Origin of the sequence: Mesorhizobium sp. ZC-5, from assembly GCF_025753855.1 — a bacterium.
GTDB lineage: Bacteria > Pseudomonadota > Alphaproteobacteria > Rhizobiales > Rhizobiaceae > Neomesorhizobium.
Map to the genome: position 1 here is coordinate 114997 of NZ_JAOWPT010000014.1, position 15827 is coordinate 130823.

Consider the following 15827-nt stretch of genomic DNA (forward strand, 5'->3'; position numbering starts at 1 on the left):
CCCGGTTCAGACTGACGGCAATGACCTTGCCGGCAGTCCTTGGCCTGTTGGTGTTTTTCGTCGTCCCTGTCCTTTTCCTGCTCGGCTACAGCTTTATGACGGCCGGGCGGTTCTCCGTTCATCTACCGCTGACGCTGGAGAACTTCAGGGCGGCGGTCACATCGTCAGCCAGCCTGCGGCTGGCGCGCAACTCACTCATTGTCGGCGGCTCCGTCGCGACACTTTGCGTCCTCATCGGCATTCCGGTCGCCGCTTACATCAGATATCGCGCCGGACGCTGGGAGTTTCCCGTTTTGCTGCTCTTCGTCATCGCGATGTTCGCAAGCTATCTTGTACGCATATACGCCTGGCGGCTGATGTTGGGGGAACACGGTGCAGTCAATGCAACTTTGTTGGCACTTGGCGTGATCGATACGCCACTTAAGGCGCTGCTGTTCAGCAAACTCGCTATCGTGCTGGCAATGGTCCACATCGGCATTCCCTGGGTCGTGCTTATCTTGTATTCGGCGATGCGCCCGCTCGAACCGCGCTATCTCGAGGCGGCGCAGGACCTCGGCGCGACGGCCACGCAGCGGTGGTGGAAGGTTATGTTTCCGCTGCTGGCGGCACCCATTGGATCCGCTTTCCTGCTGATCTTCATCCTCGCATCGAGTGACTACGTTGCGCCCCAGTTTCTTGGTAGCCCGGGCGATCAGCTCATCGGCATACAAATCCAGTCCGATTTCAGGGGGCTCGGCAACTGGGGCGTTGGCGCCGCGCGATCATTCCTCACTCTGCTGGTCTATGTATTTGCCTTCGGTCTGTTGACCGTTGTGCTCCGCTTCAAACGCCTCAAAGAAATCCACTGGGAAAACTAAAGGGCAGGCAGCATGAAGAACGTGGTCCTCCTGGCAAGCACAGTGTTCGCCCTGCTCTACCTTTTCGTTCCACTGTTCATCGTGGTTCTATTTTCATTTCATGCGACGGGTGGATTGTCATTTCCCTTCGAGGGCTTCTCATTGCGATGGTATGAGGAAGTCCTGTCCTCGCCGGATTTCCTGAACGCGACGAAGAACTCGTTCTATGTCGCTTCGGCCACCGCGGCCATCACGCTGGTTGTGTTCACGGCAGCGGCTTACGGCATGTCGCGATCGACGGCGCGCTGGCGAGATACCCTTTCTCCGCTCTTCCTGTTGCCAATCACCCTGCCTGGCATTTTCATCGGCGTGGCGCTTCTGCTGTTTTTTGCTCGCATTCAGCTGCCTCTGTCACTGATGACTGTCATCATAGCCCATATCGTCTTTGTCGCCCCGTTCTTCTATCTGATCACCAGCGTTGCGCTTGAGAGCCTTGACCCCTCTCTGGAAGAGGTGGCGCTTGATCTGGGGGCCAGCCGCTACCAGGCGTTCTTCAAGATCGTTCTCCCGCAGATCTGGCCGACGTTGGTGGGTGCAACTGTGTTGGCCTTCATGTTGTCGTTGGATGAGTTCATCATCACCTTCTTCGTCATCGGAAACGACGGCACCCTTCCGATGTATATTTTTTCCAAGCTTCGCCGCACCGTAGATCCGTCGATAAATGTCGTATCGGCCCTCCTCATCGGGGCAAGCTTGCTGCTGTGGATTGTGGGACTGATGATGATGTGGCTTCAACGTGAGCGGGCTGCGATCGGTGTAAATGGCAAGGAGAACATAACAACGTGAACCAGACTACCAATCCGCGCCTCGAAGTCCGATCCGTTAGCCATTCGTTCGGTGCGTTCCAGGCTGTGAGGGACGTATCGCTAACATTGCATCAGGGCGAATTCCTGTCTTTTCTCGGTCCATCCGGGTGCGGCAAGTCGACAATGCTGCGCATCATCGCTGGCTTCCTGGTCCCGACTGAAGGCAAGGTGCTGCTGCACGGGCGCGATGTCACGGCCACGCCGCCGAACCGTCGCCCAGTTAATCTGGTCTTCCAGCGACCGACGCTATTTCCCCATTTGAACGTGTTTGAGAACGTCGCATTTGGGCTGCGCATCGCCAAGCTGTCGGAGCCCGAAATCAAACGACGCGTCATGAGCATGCTTGAGATCGTTGATCTTGGCGCGCTCGCGAGGCGGCGATCGCATGAATTGTCCGGCGGACAGATGCAGCGTGTCGCGGTCGCCAGGGCGCTCGTGAACGAACCGCAACTTCTCCTGTTGGACGAACCGTTCTCGGCACTCGACATCAAAATCCGCCTTCAGATGGAATGCGAATTGCGACGGATTCACCGCGACTACGGTGCCACGATCGTCTTCGTCACTCACGACCAGCGTGAGGCGATGGCGATGTCGGATCGGATCGCGCTGTTCCGCCAGGGCGGAATCGAACAGATCGCCCCTCCAGACGAGATCTATCGGGCACCAATCTCCGAATATGCGGCGCGATTTGTCGGAGATGCCAACATCTTGCGGGTCGACCTGCTACCGCAAGCGCCGGGATTGGCTCGGGTGGCCAGCCATGAGGTCAATGTCGGTAACCTTCATGACTGTACATCCACGTCCGCCGTCATGATCCTTCGGCCCACCGCCATACACTTCGAGGCCATCACATCGGATGGACCGGGGTTGCCGGGGCTGGTCACCGATGTGGCCTACCGCGGCACCGGCTTTTCTTGCGAGGTGAAGGTTGACGGTCTTAGCGAACCGCTACGCGCGGAGGTCAGCGCGCTTGGTGGCTTCCGGATCGCTGTCGGAGATCGTGTCAAAGCGACTTGGTCCGGAGCGGAGGTGCGGATGATCGCGACGTGAATAGGCAGTATGCACCAATGGGAGCGGCGGGAGGACTGTTCAAGACGCCTTCATCAAGACGCCAACAAGCTCGGTCCTGTTTGAAACCGAAAACTTCTTGTACAGCGTCCCGAGATGTTCCTTCACTGTGTGGGCGGAAATTCCGAGCGAACGTGCGATTTCCTTGTTCGACCGGCCCTGGCAGATCAGCCTGGCAACCTGCCGTCCACGTGGTGGCAAGACCTCAACATTCTGGAATTCCGATCTATCATTGGCCGGTTCGGCAGGGGGTGGCGAGGGTGGTTCGGCCATTGGTGCTTTGATGTCGAGCGCCGCGTACGCATGACTGCTGGCACGGCAAACCAGATCCATCGCGGCGCGTGCCTCCAACGAGTACGACCCATAGATTTCCGATCGACCGATATAGATGACGGCCGCAATCTTTCCGTCCACCTTGATTGCGCCGGCCATGCAATGCCCAAACCCCCAGCGACGCAGAAAGGCCAAGTTGCCCTGGTCAATCCAGCCCGGCCGCCCCTTCATCATTTGATCATGCACCGGCATACCGCTGGTCGCGACGTATTCGAGCAGCAGGTCCTTCGTCTTGCTGTCACGATATTCAACGTGCAGCCCTTCGGGCACTTCTTTCGAAAACAGGAGCTTTGGCGTGGCCCCGTCCAGGGCATAGATAGATATAGCGAGGGATCCGACATAATCGGCGATAAACCTGCTTGCCTCTTCACCCAGCGTGTCGACCGTCTTGCTCTCGGCCACTCGCATGAGCGATTGGCCTAGGCGCAGGGAACAGTCCAATTCGTTCGGAGACAGCGTCACGTTATCCTGGGTTCATATGAGTACAGCAATGGGTAGACAACCTACCGCATGAGAAGAAACAGTGCCACCGACATCGATAGTCGGCTGCCGCAACTGCGCTTCGGGGCGGTTGCGTCTGCGACACGGCCGCACCGTATCGCCAGGTCAATGGGGCGGCGGTTACTTCCTCGTAAGGGAGAGCAGCCTGGCTCTCAGGTCTACGACGTCCGCGGCTACGGCTCCATCATCACGCATGGCAAGGCCGAGCCACGCTCCGTCCGCCGCGAGACGGACGATCTCAAGGACGGGGTCACTGTCAGTTTCGCGATGCCGCCGCAGCCGTGCGTCGAGCCAATCAGCCCAGATGCGTCGCAGGCCCGGCTCGGCAATCATCGATACCGACAGGGCTGCCCATGGCCCCTTGAGACCGAACTCATGCCCGACGAACACAGTGTCGAGATAGGCGCGTGTGAAACTTCCCCAACGCTCGGGATCCCTCGCGATGGCATGGTCGAGTTCCGCGTCAAGACGTTTGAGGATGTTTTCGAACATGCCTTCAACGAGGATCTGCTTCGACTGGAAATGATGCAACAGGCCGCCTTTCGTGACTCCCGCCGCCTCGGACACCGCTTGCAAAGTTATACCTGCAAGGCCCAAATCCACTGCGAACTTCTCGGCGCAGTCGAGAAGTTTCCTGCGAACCAGCTCCGGCTGCTTCTTGCGAAGATGACCTTGCGACATCGTCAGTGCACGGTCGTGCGGGAGAATACCTGCATCACGACCACGCCGCTCACAATCATGGCGATACCCACCAGTGCCGCCACGTCGATTGCCTGGCGGAAGACCGTCACACTGACGAAAGCTGTCAAAACGATGCCGAGGCCGCCCCAAATGGCGTAAGCCACCCCGAGCGGTATGCCTTTGAGGGCTTGGGAGAGGAAGAAGAACGAAATCCCGTAAAGGATCGTCATCGCAAGGACAGGCCCGATACGGCTGAACTGTTCTGACTTTTGTAGAAAGGCTGAACCAGTGACCTCGCAGACGATAGCAATGGCGAGCGAGCCGTAGGCAAGGAACGAGGAGGTCATGGGTACACCGAAAAGACAAATACTATAAGATACCATCCAGCCGGTATCTTATAGATCATGCCTCGTGCTCAATGGCAACCGGCGCCCTCACAAAAGAGCACTTTCGGCCGATCCTCAGCTATTTCCTCGGCGTTCCTGTTCGGTAACGTGACTCCCGAGAATTAACCCCGATAGGGCCTGCATGCCGGCGTGCCGCAGCAACTGCTGTCTGGAAGTGGATGGCGTAGTGGCTATTGCAGGCCGGATTGTCAAGATATAGGTCGGCTCATTCCACCAAAGTGCGGGTGAGCGGGTGGTTGCGGTCGACCAAACCGTCAATCACATCGAAATGATGCCGATCAGGCTCCTCGACAGCATCAGTAGCGGCACCCAGCCCCGCCCAGACATTGCCCAATAGTGCATTCTGGCGCCGAAACTCAGCGCGCTCCGCGCCGCCTACCCAGCACGTCAGTCTTGCGCCTTCAATGGGCCGCAGCAATACGGGACTTTCGACGTTCGCCTCAGTCTCATCTATCCTCAGTTGCTTGTTCATGACGGTGCGCATCAACGGCCGAAGATCGTGGACACCTGAGATCGAGACTGTATTCACCACCCTGTCCTGCACCGATGGCGGCAAAAGGACGTCCGATGTGATCATGCGCGTAACAAGGTGGCCGCCGGCGGAATGGCCTGTAAGGCGCATCGGTCCCTCCACCATGGCGGCCGCCGTGCCAATAGCCGCGGCAACTTCGCGAACGATGCCCGCGATGCGGATTTCGGGGCACAGCGTATAGGAAGGCATGGCCACTGCATGGCCATGTGCGAGTGGCCCGGTGGCAAGATGCGACCAGAAGCTCTTGTCCAGCCGTAACCAGAAGCCTCCATGAACAAAAACCACGAGACCTTTCGGAGTGCCTTCGGGAAGAAACAGATCGAAGAGATTGCGCGGCCTTTGGCCATAGCGTTGATCAAGCCTTGCACGCCCTTGAGCTTTCATGCGCGCGCGGAAACGCTCCGCCGGCTCGATCCACAGATCTGGCCATCTCTCGCCCCCGGCGATGTTGGGACCGTTGGCGTAGGCATTGTCCCAGTCCACTATTCTATGCAAAGGCACGCTTTTCGCCTCCAAATGAAAACTGACTTGTTGCCGTTTTGGCCTTTTGCTTCGAGCCGGCCAGAAAGCGCGCTATGGCGCGGTCGAGGGATGCTGCAACTGCTCGTAGAGTGTGCATTTCAGGTTCGTACGCCTTCGAAAAGGAAAAAGCGCTGCCGGAAATAGCAATGACCGGAGCCACCCGTGCGCGTCAATAGCAAGGCAAAAAAACTTTAGGCTTGAAATAATTTTCGGTTCGTGGGAGCCTTTGTCGGCGGCCATTGCCCGCCTTTCACGGGCAATGAGGCAGAGAGGCCAATGGCCGCGAATTTGCCGATTGGCCGGCTATCAAGTCGGGGGGAAATATGCTTGGGCCTTCAGCGCATATCGACACGTTCACGCGCGATCATCTGCCGCCGCCGGAGCAATGGCCGGATTTCCTGCTCGACGGCTTCGACTATCCCGAACGCCTCAACGCCGGCGTCGAACTGACCGACCGGCTGGTCGAGAAAGGCCTCGGCGACCACACCGCGCTGATCGGCAACGGTCGCCGCCGCACCTACAAGGAACTGTCCGACTGGACGAACAGGCTGGCCCACGCGCTGGTCGAGAATTACGGCGTCAAGCCGGGCAACCGGGTGCTGATCCGCTCGGCCAACAACCCCGCTATGGTCGCCTGCTGGCTGGCCGCCACCAAGGTCGGCGCCGTGGTCGTCAACACCATGCCGATGCTGCGCGCCGGCGAACTCGGCAAGATCGTCGACAAGGCGGAGATCACCGTCGCGCTCTGCGACACCAGGCTGATGGACGAGATGACCGCCTGCGCCAAGGACAGCGCGTTCCTCAAGCAGGTCATCGGTTTCGATGGCACCGCCAACCATGATGCCGAACTCGATCGTGCCGCTCTCGACAAGCCGGTGACGTTCAGCGCCGTCGACACCGGCCGCGACGATGTCGCGCTGCTCGGCTTCACCTCGGGCACGACAGGCGTGCCGAAGGCGACGATGCATTTCCACCGCGACCTGCTGATCATCGCCGACGCCTATGCCCGCGAAATCCTCCAGGTGACGCCGGACGACATCTTCGTCGGCTCGCCGCCGCTCGCTTTCACCTTCGGCCTTGGCGGGCTCGCCATCTTCCCGCTGCGCTTCGGTGCGGCGGCAACGCTGCTGGAACAGGCGACGCCGCCCAACATGATCCACATCATCGAGACCTACAAAGCGACGATCTCCTTCACCGCGCCGACCGCCTACCGCGCCATGCTGAAGGCCATGGATGAAGGGGCCGACCTGTCGTCGCTGCGCGTCGCCGTCTCGGCCGGCGAAACCTTGCCCGCTCCGGTTTTCGAGGAATGGACGCAAAAGACCGGCAAGCCGATCCTAGACGGCATCGGCGCCACCGAAATGCTGCACATCTTCATCTCCAACCGTTTTAGCGACATGAAGCCTGCTTCCACAGGCAAACCAGTCGGCGGCTACGAAGCGCGCATCGTCGACGATGAGATGCGCGAGCTGGCGCGTGGCGAGACCGGACGGCTGGCGGTGCGCGGCCCGACCGGCTGCCGCTACATGGCCGACGACAGGCAGAGGGAGTATGTGCGCGACGGCTGGAACCTCACCGGCGACACGTTCACCCAGGACGAGGACGGTTTCTTCCATTTCGCCGCGCGTTCCGACGACATGATCGTCAGCGCCGGCTACAACATTGCCGGACCGGAGGTCGAGGCAGCACTGCTGTCGCATCCCGATGTCGCCGAATGCGCGGTCATCGGCGCCGAGGATGGCGAGCGCGGCCAGATCGTCGAGGCGCATGTCGTGCTTGTGCAAGGCGTGGCGCCCGATGCGTTGACCACCAAGCGCCTGCAGGATCACGTCAAGGCAACGATCGCGCCCTACAAATATCCGCGCTCGGTCAAATTCATCGCCGCGCTGCCCAAGACCCAGACCGGCAAGATCCAGCGCTTTCGGCTGCGGGACGCCGACTGCAACAAATAGAACCTCGGACGCGCCAAACCGGTGAAGGCCCTGTTCAAGACGGCAGGGCAAGCTTACAAGGCGCATCATGCGCTACCGCCGGATGCTGGAACGATTGCCGACGTGAACCACGACAATGTAGTCAAGACGATCTCGCCGGACTGGGTTGATGGCGAGACGAAAGTGATGGAATCCCCTGCCGACCATGGCCAGGATCTGCGCCTGTGGCTCAGGTTGCTGACATGCTCGACGCTCATCGAAAGCGAGATCCGGCGCCGCCTTCGCGAGCAGTTCGACTGCACGCTGCCGCGGTTCGACCTGATGGCGCAGCTGGAGCGGGCCAAGGCCGGCATGGTCCTGGGCGAGCTCTCCAAGCGTATGATGGTGTCGCCCGGCAACATAACCGCGCTGGTCGAACGGCTTGTCGAAAGCGGCCACGTCACCCGCACCGTTTCACCGGCCGACAGGCGGGTGCAGATCATCGCCCTGACGTCCTTCGGCCGCGCAGAATTCGAGAAGATGGCGACCGCGCACGCGGATTGGATCGCCGAGCTGTTCGACGTCATTACAGCGCGGGATGGCGAGATCCTGTTCGACAGGCTGGGCAAGCTCAAGCGCTCGGTCGTCACCGCCCTCGCCCGGGATTGACGGGTTTCCTTCAGCCGATCCGCAAGGCCGAACCTGCCTTCACAGGCTTCTCATAGCATCGGTTGCTACCGAAAATTATTTTAAGCTTGAAGTTTTTTCCGAGCCAGTTCATGGTGACGGGAAGAGCAGAGCGACTCGCGGTCGGTCGGCGAAACGCGTGGGAGGACAGTATGCGCATCGTCTGCATCGGCGGCGGCCCGGCCGGTCTTTACTTCGCGTTGCTGATGAAGAAACAGCAGCCCCTGCACCACATCACGGTGGTCGAGCGCAACCGGCCATTCGACACGTTCGGCTGGGGCGTGGTGTTCTCCGACGCCACCCTCGAATCGATGCGTCAGTGGGACCTGCAGACGGCCGCCAGCATAGAAGATGCCTTCAACCACTGGGACGACATTGAGCTCGTCTTCAAGGGCCGCAAGATCAGAACCACCGGCCACGGTTTTGTGGGCATCGGCCGCAAGAACATGCTCAACATCTTGCAGGAACGCTGTCTTGAACTTGGCGTCGAATTCGTCTTCGAGCGAGACGTGCTCGACGACGGAGAATTTCGCGACGCCGATCTCATCATCGCGTCGGACGGGGTGAACTCCCGCTTACGGCTGAAATATGCAGATGAATTCAAGCCCGACATGCAGATGCGGCCGAACCGCTATATCTGGCTTGGCACCGACAAGCGCTTTGACGCCTTCACCTTTGATTTTCGTCCCACCGAGCATGGCTGGTTCCAGGCCCATATCTATCGGTTCGATGCGACCACCTCGACCTTCATCGTGGAAACGACGGACGAGGTTTTCCGCGCGCATGGCCTCGACAAGATGGATCAGGACCAGTCGATCGCCTTTTGCGAGAAGCTGTTCGCCGAGACGCTCGACGGCCACAGCTTGATGACCAATGCCCGCCATCTGCGCGGCTCCGCCTGGCTGAATTTCGGCCGCCTGATTTGTGAGAAATGGAGCCATTTCAATGGCACGAACCACGTCGTCCTGATGGGCGACAGCGCACACACGGCGCATTTCGCCATCGGCTCGGGCACCAAGCTCGCCATAGACGATGCCATCGAGCTGACCCGCCAGTTCGACATCGTCGGACATGATGCGAAGAAGATCCCGTCCGTGCTCGACGCCTACGAGGAGATCCGCCGCGTCGACGTCGCCCGCATTCAGAACGCGGCGCGCAACGCGATGGAGTGGTTCGAGGTGGTCGGCACCCGCTATGCCGACCAGCTCGAGCCGGAACAGTTCATGTATTCGATGCTGACCCGCTCGCAGCGCATCAGCCACGAGAATCTGCGCCTGCGCGACAAGGACTGGCTGGAAGGCTACGAGCGCTGGTTCGCCGTGCGCGCCGGTGTCGATCCTGGGCCGAACGGATCGGTGCCGCCGCCGATGTTCACGCCTTTCACGATCAGCGGCCTGACGCTGAAGAACCGCATCGTCGTCTCACCAATGGCGATGTATTCGGCCACCGACGGCTTGCCCGACGACTTCCATCTCGTCCATCTCGGCGCGCGCGCCATGGGCGGCGCGGCGCTGGTCTTTCCGGAAATGACCTGCGTGTCGCCCGACGCCCGCATCACGCCGGGTTGCCTCGGCCTCTGGAACGACGAACAGGCCCAGGCCTTCCGGCGGCTCGTCGATTTCGTCCATCGCGAGACGCCTGCGAGAATCGGGATTCAGATCGGTCATGCGGGCCGCAAGGGAGCAACGAAAGTTGCCTGGGAGGGCATCGACCAGCCGGTCGAGGACGGCGGCTGGCCGCTGATCTCGGCCTCTGCCCTGCCCTATCTCAAGCATTCGGACGTGCCGCGCGCCATGACGCGGGACGATATGGACCGCGTGCTGGCCGACTTCGTGGCCGCGACGAAGCGCGCCGCCGACATCGGTTTCGACATTCTCGAACTTCATGCCGCGCACGGCTACCTGCTGTCGAGCTTCCTGTCGCCGCTGACCAATCTGCGCGAGGACGAATACGGCGGCAGCCACGAGAATCGCGCGCGGTTCCCGCTCGAGGTTTTCCGTGCCGTGCGGGCCGTTTGGCCACACGACCGGCCGATCTCGGTGCGCCTTTCCACCCACGACTGGTTCGAAGGCGGCAACATGCCGGAGGACGCAGCGATCTTCGCCAGGATGTTCAAGGAGGCCGGCGCCGACCTGATCGACTGCTCGTCGGGCCAGGTAGTGAAGGAGGAAAAACCGGTCTACGGCCGTCTGTTCCAGACGCCCTTCTCCGACAAGATCCGCAACGAGATCCAGGTGCCGACGATTGCCGTCGGCGCAATCTCGGAGGCCGACCACGCCAATTCGATCATCGCCGCGGGGCGCGCCGACCTCTGTGCCGTCGCCCGCCCGCATCTCGCCGACCCGTCCTTCGTCATGCATGAGGCGGCCAAGATCGGCTATGCCGAGCAGAGTTGGCCAAAACAGTATCATTCGGCGCGCGCGCAATATGTGAACAATCTGGCGCGCGGCGCGAGCCCTGCGCCGGCGCCGGCGGGCAAGGCATGACGGTGCGCCACGCCCTTGTCACCGGCGCCGGCAGCGGCATCGGCAAGGCCGTCGCGCTGGCGCTTGCCGCCAAAGGCCATCGTGTCAGCCTCGCCGGCCGCCGGGCGGCGCCGTTGGAAGCCGTGGGCGACGAGGTTTCCGCCGCCGGTGGTGAAGCCTTCGTCGTGGCCGGCTTCGACGTCACCGATCAGGCCTCGGTCGAGGCCGGCATTGCCGAAGCGGTCGGTCGCCTCGGCGACATCGCCGTGCTGGTCAACTGTGCCGGCGAAGCGCCATCCGCGCCGTTCGAGAAGACCGGGCTCGAAACCTGGAACCGGGTGATCGGCATCAACCTCACCGGCACCTATCTGGTAACCCAGGCGGCGCTTCCCTCGCTCAAACGCGCCGGCAAGGGTCGCATCGTCAACGTCGCCAGCACGGCTGGGCTGACGGGATACGCTTATGTAACGGCCTATTGCGCCTCCAAGCATGGCGTCGTCGGGCTGACGCGGGCGCTGGCGCTTGAACTGGCGCGCACCGACGTCACCGTCAACGCCGTATGCCCCGGCTTCACCGACACCCCGCTGCTCGACGGCGCGGTCGAGACCATAACCGGCAAGACGGGCCGTTCAGCTGAAGACGCGCGCGCGACGCTCGCCCGCAGCAACCCGCAGGGCAGGTTGGTGACGCCGCAGCAAGTCGCCCATACCGTCCTGTGGCTCGCTTCGCAGGAGGCTACGTCGATCACCGGCCAGGCGATACCGGTCGCCGGCGGCGAGATCATGGTTGGTTGAAGCAGTGAGGAAACGACGATGACCGACGCGACCGCACTGAAGAAGGGCATCACCAGAGACGGCGAGGGCTTCGATGGCACGGAATGGAACATCCTCGGCCAGCAATACTTCGCCAAGGCTATCAGCGAATCCACATTTGCATTCGAGACCAACAGCGATCCCGGCCAGTTCGTGTCGGCGCATGTCAATCCGACGCAGGACGAGTTCATACTCGTGCAGGAGGGCGAGTTGGACCTGAAGCTCGACGGCCAATGGTCCAAGGCCAAGGCCCGCGATCTGGTGCACATGCCGCGCGGCATTCCGCACGGCTATTTCAACAAGTCTGACAAGCCGGCGCGCGCGCTGTTCTGGGTCTCGCCTACCGGAAAGCTGAAGGGTCTCTTCGACAATCTGCACGAGGTGGAGTTCCTGCCGCCGTCGGCGAACGACTGACGGCAGGACAGCGCAAGCGGTTACCGCCTGTCCAGTGGTGGTCGTTGTTACGAGAAGGAGGACGATCGATGACCAACGCCATGCAGGACAAGAAGCGTCCTTTCAAGGGCCACAGGGCCACTCATTTCCGGTTCGAAACGGACGAGGATGGACGCGTCGCCACGATAACGCTCGACCGGCCGCAGAAGAAGAACCCGCTCACCTTCGACAGCTACGAGGAACTGGGCGACCTGTTCCGCGCGCTGCACCGCGCCAGCGATGTGCGGGCCGTGGTGCTGACGGGCGCGGAGAACAATTTCTCGTCTGGCGGCGATGTCTTCGACATTATCGAGCCGCTGACCACGATGCAGATGCCCGACCTGCTCGCCTTCACGCGCATGACCGGCGACCTGGTGCGCCAGATTCGCGCCTGCCCGCAGCCGGTCATCGCGGCGGTGGATGGCATCTGCGCCGGCGCCGGCGCCATCCTGGCAATGGCGGCGGACTGCCGCCTTGCGACGCCCGAGGCGAAGACCGCCTTCCTGTTCACCCGCGTCGGGCTGGCCGGAGCCGACATGGGCGCCTGCGGCATGCTCCCGCGTATCATCGGACAGGGCCGCGCGGCGGAGCTGCTCTTCACCGGCCGGGCCATGACGGCGGCCGAAGGATACGCCTGGGGGTTCTACAACACCCTGCACGACCGGGGCGCCCTGCTGGGCGAAGCGCAGCGTTTCGCCCGCAATCTCGCGGACGGCCCCTGGTTCGCGCACTCGATGACCAAGAAGATGCTTGAACAAGAATGGTCGATGGGTCTCGAGGAGATCATTGAATCGGAATCGCAAGCACAGGCGATTTGCATGGCGACCGGCGATTTCCGCCGCGCTTTCGAGGCCTTTGCCGCCAAAGCGAAACCTGTCTTCGAGGGAAACTGACCGTGGTTGCCCCCGCCATGCGCGGTCCGACCCGAGACCATCTTGACTGGCCGTTCCTGGGCGGCGAACACCGCGCGCTGGCGGCTGAACTCGACGCCTTCATCGCCGCCGGCGGCCTGGGCGCGATCGACCACAACGACGCGGACGCGGCCTGCAAGGCCCTGGTCAGAAAGCTCGGCGCCGCAGGCATCCTGCGCCATTGCGTTCCTTGTGCTTATGGCGGGGCGTCGGAAGAGATCGACAGCCGCGCGCTTTGCATCATCCGTGAGACGCTGGCTTACGCTGACGGGCTGGCGGACTTCGCGTTTGCCATGCAAGGCCTGGGCACGGGGGCCGTCAGCCTCGAGGGGTCGGACGAAATCAAGGCGCGCATCCTGCCGAAGATCGCGAAGGGCGAACTGATCTCCGCATTCGCATTGACCGAGCCGGAGGCCGGATCGGATGTCGCCTCCATGTCGACCATTGCTCGGCGTGACGGGGGCGAATACGTCATCGACGGCGAGAAGATATTCATCTCGAATGGCGGCATCGCGGACGTGTACAGCGTGTTCGCGCGCACGGGCGAGGCGGCAGGCACGCGCGGCATCTCCGCCTTCGTCGTCTTCGCCGGCACGCCGGGGTTCACGATCGCGGAACGGATCGAGACCATCGCGCCACATCCGCTGGCGCGCATCCGCTTCGAAGGGCTGCGTGTGCCCGCTTCCCACCTGCTCGGCGCGCCTGGCGAAGGCTTCAAGATCGCTATGCGCACGCTGGACATCTTCCGTCCCTCCGTCGCGGCCGCGGCGCTCGGCTTTGCGCGCCGCGCATTGGACGAGGCCGTTTCCCATGCAAGGTCGCGGAACATGTTCGGAGCGACACTGGCAGACCTGCCGACAGCGCAGAGCACGCTGGGCGAGATGGCGACGGCCATCGACGCCGCCTCATTGCTGACGCTGCGCACCGCCTGGCGACGCGACGTGCAGAAGCTGCCGACCACCCGCGAGGCTGCCATGGCAAAGTTGACCGCCACCGAAAACGCGCAATGGGTTATCGATCAGGCACTGCAACTGTTCGGCGGGCGCGGCGTGCAGGTCGGCGAGATCACCGAGCGACTTTACCGGGAAATCCGCGCCCTGCGCATCTACGAGGGCGCCACCGAGGTGCAGAAGCTGATCATCGGCCGCGAGCTGATGAAGGCTTCGACCAGATAGGAGACTGACATATGCATGCTGCGAAAGCGCATTTCGACTGGCAGGACCCGTTCAACCTCGATGGGCAACTGAGCGAGGAAGAGCGCATGGTGCGCGATACGGCGCGGGCCTACGCACTGGACAAATTGCTGCCACGCGTGCAGGACGCTTTCCGGCACGAGAAAACGGACCCGTCGATCTTCGTCGAAATGGGCGAGCTAGGCCTGCTCGGACCGACCGTCTCCGAGAAGTATGGCGGCGCGGGCCGGAACTATGTTTCCTACGGGCTGATCGTACGCGAGATCGAGCACATCGATTCCGGCTACCGCTCGATGATGAGCGTGCAGTCCTCGCTGGTCATCGTTCCGATCCACACCTTCGGCAGCGATGAGCGGAAGCGCAGATACCTGCCCGGCCTGACCGCGGGCACCCAGATCGGCTGCTTCGGCCTGACCGAACCCGACCACGGCTCGGAACCCGGTTCGATGGCGACCCGGGCACGCAAGGCGGAAGGCGGATTTCTCCTTTCCGGTGTCGATGGTGATTGGCACGAACCCCTGGTCTGCAACGCCATTGGCATCATGCAGAAGGACGCGTTCGAAGACATGGATCTCCAATTCGCCGATCGCCGATGTCTTCGTCGTCTGGGCCAAGACCGACGAAGGCGTTATCCGGGGCTTCGTACTGGAGAAGGGCTGGAAGGGCCCCTCCGCCCCCGCCATACTCGGCAAGGTCGGCCTGCGCGCCTCCATAACCGGCCAGATCGTCACGGACGACGTGTTCGTTCCGGCCGAAAACATGCTGCCGGATGTTGCAGGCCTGAAGGGACCTTTCACCTGCCTGAACTCTGTCCACTTCGGCATTGCCCGGGGCGCGTGGGTGCCGCCGAGTCTTGCTATTCGACCGCCACCAGTTCGGTCGTCCGCTCGCGGCCAACCAGCTCATTCAGAAGAAGCTGGCCGACATGATAACGGAAATCGCGCTTGGCCTGCAGACCTGCCTGAGGCTTGGCCGGCTCAAGGAGGAAGGGCACCCGGCAACCGAACTGACGTCCATCGTCAAGCGCAATTCATGCGGCAAGGCGCTCGACATAGCCCGCACTGCCCGCGGCATGCTGGGAGGTAATGGTATCTCGGACGAGTTCCCCGTCGCCCGCCATCTGGTCAACCTGGAGGTCGTGAACACCTATGAAGGTACGCATGACATTCACGCGCTGGTCATCGGCCGTGCCATTACCGGCATCGCCGCCTTTTCAAACTAATGGATCTCTAATGACCGCCACACCGAACAGCAAAGCCGCAGCAACTGCCTCGCCCCATCGCGTCCTGCAGCCCATAGGATGGGAACAGCCCGTCGGCTATGCCAACGGGATCGCGGCGCGTGGCCGCACGATCTTCGTGGGCGGGCAGATCGGCTGGAACGAGCGCTGCCAGTTCGAGACCGACGATTTTGTGGATCAGGTACGCCAAACGCTTCTGAACATCGTCGCCGTGCTGAAATCCGGCGGCGCCGTGCCGCATCACATCACCTCCATGACCTGGTATTTCATCGACAAGAAGGAATACGTCGAAAATCTGGGCGCTATCGGCCAAGCGTATCGCGAGATCATCGGCCGGCATTTCCCGGCAATGGCGGCCATGCAGGTCTTGGCGCTGGTTGAGGATCGCGCCAGGATCGAAATCCAGGCGACCGCCGTCGTGCCGGAATAAG

The 15827-nt window shown here is 61.8% G+C and carries 15 protein-coding genes and 1 pseudogene; 12 read left to right on the forward strand and 4 right to left on the reverse strand.

Annotation, left to right across the window (positions count from 1 at the left end):
• Positions 1 to 20: 20 nt before the first annotated feature.
• From OHD58_RS26270 to OHD58_RS26280, 3 genes are all read left to right on the forward strand, one after another.
• Entirely contained in the window at positions 21 to 857 is an 837-nt protein-coding gene (locus tag OHD58_RS26270; RefSeq protein WP_263806589.1) for an ABC transporter permease, read from the forward strand.
• A gap of 12 nt (positions 858 to 869) precedes the next feature.
• A complete protein-coding gene (locus OHD58_RS26275; RefSeq protein WP_006204343.1) occupies positions 870 to 1682 on the forward strand; it encodes an ABC transporter permease in 813 nt (270 codons plus the stop codon).
• A 65-nt stretch (positions 1683 to 1747) separates the two neighbouring features.
• Positions 1748 to 2752 carry an ABC transporter ATP-binding protein gene (locus tag OHD58_RS26280; protein ID WP_263806616.1) on the forward strand — a complete coding sequence of 335 codons (1005 nt, stop codon included), beginning with the start codon at positions 1748 to 1750 and terminating at the stop codon, positions 2750 to 2752.
• 39 nt (positions 2753 to 2791) lie between these two features.
• On the opposite strand, the gene OHD58_RS26285 is transcribed toward OHD58_RS26280, so the two are convergent.
• From OHD58_RS26285 to OHD58_RS26300, 4 genes are all read right to left on the reverse strand, one after another.
• Positions 2792 to 3511, reverse strand: a complete 720-nt coding sequence (locus OHD58_RS26285) for a response regulator transcription factor (protein ID WP_006204345.1) — start codon at positions 3509 to 3511, stop codon at positions 2792 to 2794.
• A gap of 213 nt (positions 3512 to 3724) precedes the next feature.
• Entirely contained in the window at positions 3725 to 4285 is a 561-nt protein-coding gene (locus tag OHD58_RS26290) for a TetR/AcrR family transcriptional regulator (RefSeq protein WP_263806590.1), read from the reverse strand.
• A gap of 2 nt (positions 4286 to 4287) precedes the next feature.
• Positions 4288 to 4632: a DMT family transporter gene (locus tag OHD58_RS26295; protein ID WP_263806591.1), complete on the reverse strand. Its 345-nt coding sequence runs from the start codon at positions 4630 to 4632 to the stop codon at positions 4288 to 4290.
• A gap of 265 nt (positions 4633 to 4897) precedes the next feature.
• Positions 4898 to 5740: an alpha/beta hydrolase gene (locus OHD58_RS26300; protein ID WP_412177297.1), complete on the reverse strand. Its 843-nt coding sequence runs from the start codon at positions 5738 to 5740 to the stop codon at positions 4898 to 4900.
• Between the two features lie 329 nt (positions 5741 to 6069).
• Here OHD58_RS26300 and OHD58_RS26305 point away from each other — a divergent pair, with 329 nt between their 5' ends.
• The 9 genes and pseudogenes from OHD58_RS26305 to OHD58_RS26345 all read left to right on the forward strand — a co-directional run bounded on the left by OHD58_RS26305 (position 6070) and on the right by OHD58_RS26345 (position 15826).
• The gene (locus tag OHD58_RS26305; protein WP_263806592.1) at positions 6070 to 7698 is read left to right on the forward strand and encodes an AMP-binding protein; all 1629 of its coding nucleotides are present in this window, start codon (positions 6070 to 6072) and stop codon (positions 7696 to 7698) included.
• A gap of 165 nt (positions 7699 to 7863) precedes the next feature.
• The gene (locus OHD58_RS26310) at positions 7864 to 8325 is read left to right on the forward strand and encodes a MarR family winged helix-turn-helix transcriptional regulator (protein ID WP_263806618.1); all 462 of its coding nucleotides are present in this window, start codon (positions 7864 to 7866) and stop codon (positions 8323 to 8325) included.
• A 170-nt stretch (positions 8326 to 8495) separates the two neighbouring features.
• The gene (locus OHD58_RS26315; protein ID WP_263806593.1) at positions 8496 to 10829 is read left to right on the forward strand and encodes a bifunctional salicylyl-CoA 5-hydroxylase/oxidoreductase; all 2334 of its coding nucleotides are present in this window, start codon (positions 8496 to 8498) and stop codon (positions 10827 to 10829) included.
• On the forward strand, positions 10826 to 11602 hold the full coding sequence (locus tag OHD58_RS26320) for an SDR family NAD(P)-dependent oxidoreductase (RefSeq protein ID WP_263806594.1): 777 nt from the start codon (positions 10826 to 10828) through the stop codon (positions 11600 to 11602). The genes OHD58_RS26315 and OHD58_RS26320 overlap by 4 nt, the downstream gene beginning before the upstream one ends.
• 18 nt (positions 11603 to 11620) lie before the next feature.
• Positions 11621 to 12034: a cupin domain-containing protein gene (locus tag OHD58_RS26325; RefSeq protein ID WP_263806595.1), complete on the forward strand. Its 414-nt coding sequence runs from the start codon at positions 11621 to 11623 to the stop codon at positions 12032 to 12034.
• Between the two features lie 68 nt (positions 12035 to 12102).
• Positions 12103 to 12945 carry an enoyl-CoA hydratase family protein gene (locus tag OHD58_RS26330; RefSeq protein ID WP_263806596.1) on the forward strand — a complete coding sequence of 281 codons (843 nt, stop codon included), beginning with the start codon at positions 12103 to 12105 and terminating at the stop codon, positions 12943 to 12945.
• Positions 12946 to 12962: 17 nt separating this feature from the next.
• A complete protein-coding gene (locus tag OHD58_RS26335) occupies positions 12963 to 14138 on the forward strand; it encodes an acyl-CoA dehydrogenase family protein (RefSeq protein ID WP_263806619.1) in 1176 nt (391 codons plus the stop codon).
• Positions 14139 to 14149: 11 nt separating this feature from the next.
• Positions 14150 to 15378: pseudogene (locus OHD58_RS26340) on the forward strand (acyl-CoA dehydrogenase).
• Between the two features lie 10 nt (positions 15379 to 15388).
• Entirely contained in the window at positions 15389 to 15826 is a 438-nt protein-coding gene (locus tag OHD58_RS26345) for a RidA family protein (protein ID WP_263806620.1), read from the forward strand.
• Position 15827: the final 1 nt, after the last annotated feature.